Source organism: Streptomyces sp. NPDC059037, assembly GCF_042740015.1.
In the GTDB taxonomy this organism is placed as follows: Bacteria; Actinomycetota; Actinomycetes; order Streptomycetales; family Streptomycetaceae; genus Streptomyces.
On record NZ_JBHYIG010000417.1, the window covers coordinates 1 to 5,877 of the forward strand.

The 5,877-nt window shown below is 69.6% G+C and carries 5 protein-coding genes; 2 read left to right on the plus strand and 3 right to left on the minus strand.

Annotation, left to right across the window (positions count from 1 at the left end; all coding sequences use genetic code 11):
• The first annotated feature begins 206 nt into the window (after positions 1–206).
• Together ACFWY6_RS43545 and ACFWY6_RS43550 are read left to right on the plus strand one after the other, a co-directional pair.
• Entirely contained in the window at positions 207–1,949 is a 1,743-nt protein-coding gene (locus ACFWY6_RS43545) for a CotH kinase family protein (protein ID WP_384702898.1), read from the plus strand.
• Positions 1,946–2,896, plus strand: a complete 951-nt coding sequence (locus ACFWY6_RS43550; protein ID WP_384702901.1) for a hypothetical protein — start codon at positions 1,946–1,948, stop codon at positions 2,894–2,896. Before ACFWY6_RS43545 ends, ACFWY6_RS43550 begins: the two co-directional genes overlap by 4 nt.
• A gap of 24 nt (positions 2,897–2,920) precedes the next feature.
• On the opposite strand, the gene ACFWY6_RS43555 is transcribed toward ACFWY6_RS43550, so the two are convergent.
• The 3 genes from ACFWY6_RS43555 to ACFWY6_RS43565 form a co-directional block, all read right to left on the minus strand.
• Positions 2,921–3,613, minus strand: a complete 693-nt coding sequence (locus tag ACFWY6_RS43555; protein WP_384702904.1) for a GntR family transcriptional regulator — start codon at positions 3,611–3,613, stop codon at positions 2,921–2,923.
• Positions 3,614–3,680: 67 nt separating this feature from the next.
• A complete protein-coding gene (locus ACFWY6_RS43560) occupies positions 3,681–4,682 on the minus strand; it encodes a proline racemase family protein (protein ID WP_384702907.1) in 1,002 nt (333 codons plus the stop codon).
• 42 nt (positions 4,683–4,724) lie between these two features.
• Positions 4,725–5,651, minus strand: coding sequence for a dihydrodipicolinate synthase family protein (locus ACFWY6_RS43565; RefSeq protein WP_384702910.1), 927 nt, complete (start codon positions 5,649–5,651; stop codon positions 4,725–4,727).
• Positions 5,652–5,877 lie beyond the last annotated feature (226 nt).

Genomic DNA, 5,877 nt, shown 5'->3' on the forward strand with positions numbered 1-5,877 from the left:
TCCCTTTTTCTTGCTCTCTGTGTGTGTGAGATTTTTATCTACCACTCCAGCTTGGCTGTGGTGTGCCCCCACACCACCCCCGCCCCGGCCCCCGCGTCGGCGCGGCCCCCCCCCCCCGGGGGCCGCTTGGGCACAGGGCCGGTTCTGAGCCTGGCGGTCATGTGCCACCGGGCGTAGAGAGAACAGTTCACCCCTGGGAGGCCGGCGTGGACAGGACCATCGACAAGGGAACGTTCCAGGACGCGTTCAAGAACCGGGCCATCGTGCTCCTCGATCTGCCGCGGGGCACGGAGCGGCGCCTTGCCCAGGAGGCCAACCGGGCAGCGGGCCCGGCCGACGCCGTCCTGCGCACGAAGGCCGAGTTCGGCGTGCTGTACGACCTGCTGCTCGCCGAGCAGGGCGACGCGGCGGCGGACGGCCGTCTTGTGCTCCTGGACGGGGACGGGGGGATCACCGCGATCGGGCAGTGGGTCGAGACGCTCCTCGACTCGGCGGAGAACAAAGAGGAGTTCTTCGCTCAGGACATGTATCAGGTCAAGGTCACCGGCTGGCCGCAGGGCGCGTGGACGGCGGACGAGGTGATGGTGGCGCCGCCCGGCGCCCAGCTGACCCTGGCGAGGAGCACCGCGCCCGGCAACGCGCTCCTGGCGACCGGCGCGTTCTCGATGGTCAACAGCGGCAACATGACGGCCCACGCGCCCAAGCGTTCCTGGAAGATCGACCTCGAGATCGGGGAGAGCCAGGACCGGCTCTACGGCATGGAGCGGGTCAACCTCAAGGCGATGTACAACGACCCGTCGCAGATGCGCGAGGCCGTCGCCTGGCGGCTGCTCGACCGTGCGGGGATCCCCGCGGCGCAGCACACGTACGCGACGTTCTCCCTCAACGACCGCTACATGGGCCTCTATTCGGTCATCGAGCAGGTCGACAAGAAGTTCCTGAAGGACCACTTCGGCAAGAACTCCGCGGGCAACCTCTACAAGGCGTACTGCGGCGATGTCGGCTGCGCGACCCTGGAGCACCGCACCGGCACGGGCGGAGGCGACGACGGCCGCCAGTACTTCACCGCGGGCAGCGTCGAGGACGACCGTACGTACCGTCTGAAGACGAACGAGGACGACCCGGCCGCCAACACGTACGACGATCTCGCCACGCTCATCCGCGCGGTCAACGGAGTCCAACTGCCGGGCGGTGACGACCGGTTCACGTCCGACGCCTTCCGCGCGTCGGTCGAGGAGGTCCTGAACGTCCGCGCCTTCCTGCGCTGGGCGGGCGCCAACGTGCTGCTCGGCAGCTGGGACAACTACTTCGCCACCCCGTCGAACTACTACCTCTACAACTCGGGGCGGCTCGGCGACCCGCGGAGCTTCCTCGACCGCCCGTACTTCACACTCATCCCCTGGGACTACGACAACAGCTCGGGCATCGACTTCTTCGGCACGCCGTGGCAGTACACGGACCTGCTCGACTGGCCCGCGATGACCCGCAATTACTGCCGGATCACGCACGCCCCGCACGAGGTCTCACACCTGCCGCTCTTCACCAACCTGCTGCGGCACCACGACTTCTGCCAGTACTACCTCGACCACCTGGAGTACCTCCTGGACACCGAGTTCGGCCCGGAGCGGGTCGCCGCGCTGATCGGCGCCGAGGGCTCGGGGCGGACCGACGGTCTGTGGCAGCTGATCTCGTCCGCCGCGTACGGGGAGTCGGACAGCCCGCACGGACAGCCGTTCACCGGGCGGCAGTTCACCAACGACGAGGTCTACCGGGCGGCGTACCGGCAGTGGGAGCTGAGCCGGGGTTCGCAGTTCACCCACGGGATCTTCCACTACACGCGGATGCGTTACGACCACGCCCGGCAGCAGCTCGCCGAGCTGCGCAAGACCTATCCCAACGGCGCCAGCGGGGCACAGTTCCCGGGCGCGATGGAGGTGCTCCCCTCATGACCGCAGCCAACAAGAAGTCGAAGAAAGCCGACGCCTCGCGCGAACTGCGCCTGGTGAAAGAGGCCAAGATCGAGGACCTGATCGGCGACGGCGCGGGCACCCGCCTGGAGGCGAGCGGCGTGCTCTACCGCGACGGCGCCTTCCTCGTCGTCTGCGACAACCTGACCTCCTTCATCCGGATCAGCAGCGAGCTGTCGCCGAAGGCCCCCGAGAACGGCGTGCTCACCCCCAAGGGCCAGAAGAGCAAGGGCAGTTCGAAGGAGACCAAGTCGGCCAAGGAGACCGAGGGGTACGAGGATCTCACCCACGACGAGCTGCGCGACCACTACTTCACGCTGAGCGAGGCCGTTCCGGTCAAGCCGAAGGGCTTCCGCGCCCGCGTCCAGGAATACGACGCGAAACTGCGCCCGACCGGCTCCTCCTTCCTCGACTTCACGCTGACGGACGCCAACAAGGGCATGGAAGGCCTGGAATGGGTCGAGCGCTCGGGCACCGGATACCTCCTCGGCCTGTGCGAGGGCAACCGCTGCGCCGGCGGCAAGGAGGGGCAGCGTCCCGGCGGCGGCCGCATCCAGGTCTTCCGGCACGGCGGCAAGCAGTGGGACCACAAGGCCACGATCCGGCTGCCCGCCTCGCTGCCCTTCGAGGACTACAGCAGCGTGTCCGTGCGCGACGACGGCAGGATCGCCGTCCTGTCACAGGCGTCGTCCGCGCTGTGGGTCGGCCGTCTGTCGACGAAGAAGTGGCAGGTGGACGAGGGCACGGTCTACCGCCTGCCCACGGACTCCAAGGGCCGCACGGTCTACGGCAACCCCGAGGGCGTGTCCTGGGTCTCGGCCGACCACGTGGTGATCGTCTCCGACCGGGCGAAGAAGGGCGCGGCCAGCGAACGCTTCCGCGCCAAGGACCAGTCGATCCACCTGTTCCTGATCCCCGGGGCGGTCTGACTCGTCGCGTTCAGGGCGGCCGGGCTACTCGGCCGCCCACAGGCCGCGCACATGGCCGAGATGGCGGGTCATCACCGCGCGCACGGCCTCCTCGTCACGGTCGAGCAGCGCGTCGAGGATCTCCAGGTGCTCCTCGGCCGACGCCTCCAGACGGCCCGCGTCGACCAGCGCCTGCAGCCCGTAGAGACGGGAACGCTTGCGCAGGTCGCCGACCACCTCGACCAGGTGGTCGTTGCCGGAGAGCGCGAGCAGGCCGAGGTGGAAGCGGATGTCCGCCTCGACGTACGCGATGAGGTCGCCCTTGGCGGCGGCGGTGACGATCTCCCGCGCGACCGGCCGCAGCGCCTTGAGCTCCGCGGGGTCCGCGGTGGTGGCGAGCTCCGCCGTGGTGGGGATCTCGATCAGCGCACGGATGTGCTTGTACTCGTCGAGCTGCTTCCCGGAGACGGCGGTGACCCGGAAGCCCTTGTTCGGCACCGTGTCGACGAGCCCCTCCTTGACGAGGTCGAGCATGGCCTCGCGCACCGGCGTCGCCGAGACGCCGAAGCGCACGGCGAGGGTGGGTGCGGAGTAGACCTCGCCCGCGCGCAGCTCGCCCGCGATCAGCGCGGCACGCAGCGCGTCCGCGACCCGCTCGCGGTAGCTGCTGCGCGTCCCGCCGAGGCTGGGCAGGGCCGCGGGCGCGGCGGACGGGGCACTGCTGCTCCGGTCGGTCATGGGGCCGATCCTCCTTGGTGCAATGTCACGTGGGTGCAATGTCACGTCCCACGAGTATCCCAACCCCCTACAGCACGAATCCCGCGGGGAAGGGATCGTCCGGGTCGAGCAGGTACTGGGCGGTGCCCGTCATCCATGCGCGCCCGGTGAAGCTGGGCAGCACGGCGGGAATGCCCGCCACTTCGGTCGTCCCCAGCAGGCGCCCGCTGAACCGCGTACCGATGAAGGACTCGTTGATGAACTCGGTGTCCAGGGGCAGTTCGCCGCGCGCGTGCAGCTGGGCCATGCGCGCGCTCGTGCCGGTGCCGCACGGCGAGCGGTCGAACCAGCCGGGGTGGATCGCCATCGCGTGCCGCGAGTGGCGGGCGGTGGCGCCGGGTGCGTAGAGGTGGACGTGGTGGCAGCCGCGGATGGAGGAGTCCTCCGGGTGCACCGGCTCATCCTCGGCATTGATGGCATCCATCAACGCGAGCCCGGCCGCGAGGATCTCCTCCTTGCGCCCACGCTCGAAGGGAAGCCCGAACTGGTCGATGGGCAGGATCGCGTAGAAATTGCCGCCATAGGCCAGGTCGTACGTCACCGAACGACCATCCGGCAGGGTGATCTTGCGGTCGAGACCGACGGCGAAGGACGGCACGTTCTTCAAGGTGACGGCCTTCGCGGCGCCACCCTCGACCGCGACCTCGGCGACGACGACGCCCGCCGGGGTGTCCAAACGGATCGTGGTGACCGGCTCCACGACCTCAACCATGCCGGTCTCGACGAGGACGGTGGCGACGCCGATGGTGCCGTGCCCGCACATCGGCAGATAACCGGAGACCTCGATGTAGATGACACCGTAGTCGCAGTCGGGCCGGGTCGGCGGCTGGAGGATCGCGCCGCTCATGGCGGAGTGCCCGCGCGGCTCGTTCATCAGGAGCTGCTTGATGTCGTCGCGGTGCTCGCGGAAGTACAGCCTGCGCTCGTTCATCGTCGCGCCGGGGACGGTGCCGATGCCGCCGGTGATCACCCGCGTCGGCATGCCCTCGGTGTGCGAGTCCACCGCGTGCAGGACGAGTTTGCTGCGCATGTTCGGAACCCTTTCGTACGTGAGCGGAGCGGGAAAGGTGGATCAGGCGAGCCCTGCGGCGACGGCCCGCTCGGTGGCGGCGCGCACCGCCTTCTCCTGCTCCGGAAGCAGCGGCACGCGCGGCGGACGGCAGGGGCCGCCGTGCCGCCCGACGATGTCCATGGACAACTTGATGGCCTGCACGAACTCCGACTGTGAGTCCCAGCGAAGGAGCGGGTGCAGCTCCCGGTACAGCTCCCGTGCCGCGACCAGGTCTCCGGCCACGGCCGTGCGGTAGAGCTCGACGGAGGCGGCGGGCAGCGCGTTCGGGTAACCGGCGACCCACCCCTTGGCGCCGGCCACGGCGAGTTCGAGCAGCACATCATCGGCACCGATCAACAGGTCGAGTTCCGGGGCGAGTTCGGCGATGCGGTAGGCGCGGCGGACGTCGCCGGAGAACTCCTTGACGGCGTGTATGTATCCCTCCGCGTGCAGTTTCGCGAGGAGCTCGGGCTGCAGGTCGACCTTGGTGTCGATGGGGTTGTTGTACGCCACGACCGGGATGCCCGCTGCGGCGACCTCCGCGTAGTGGGCGATGACGGAGCGCTCGTCGGCACGGTAGGCGTTCGGCGGCAGCAACATCACGGACGCACACCCGGCATCCTTGGCCTGCTCGGCCCACCGGCGCGCCTCGGCGGACCCGTAGGCGGCGACGCCGGGCATCACGCGCTCCCCGCCGACCGCCGCGACGGCGGTCTCCACGACCTTGGCGCGCTCGTCAGGGTTGAGGACCTGGTACTCACCGAGCGACCCGTTGGGCACGACACCGTCACACCCGTTCTCGACGAGCCAGGCGCAGTGCTCGGCGAACTTGCGGTAGTTCACGGAGAGATCATCGTTCAGCGGGAGAGCGGTGGCGACGAGGATGCCGTGCCAGGGGCGGTGCCGGGTGGCGGTGACGGTCGAGGTGGGCGTGGTGGGCGTGCTCATGTGCGTGGTCCTCTCTTGGTGCGGTGCGGTTCTGTACGGGGGTGGGGGCGGGGACGTTGGTGCCGTGCGGTTCCGTGCGGTGTGGGGCGGTTCGGTACGGGGCGCGGGCGGGGGCGTCGGTGCCGTCGGCCGTGCGGTGTGGGGCGGTTCGGTACGGGATGCGGACAGGGGCGCCGGTGCCGTCGGCCGGGGAGGCAGGGCGGCCGCCGTCGGCCAGGGTCTGGGG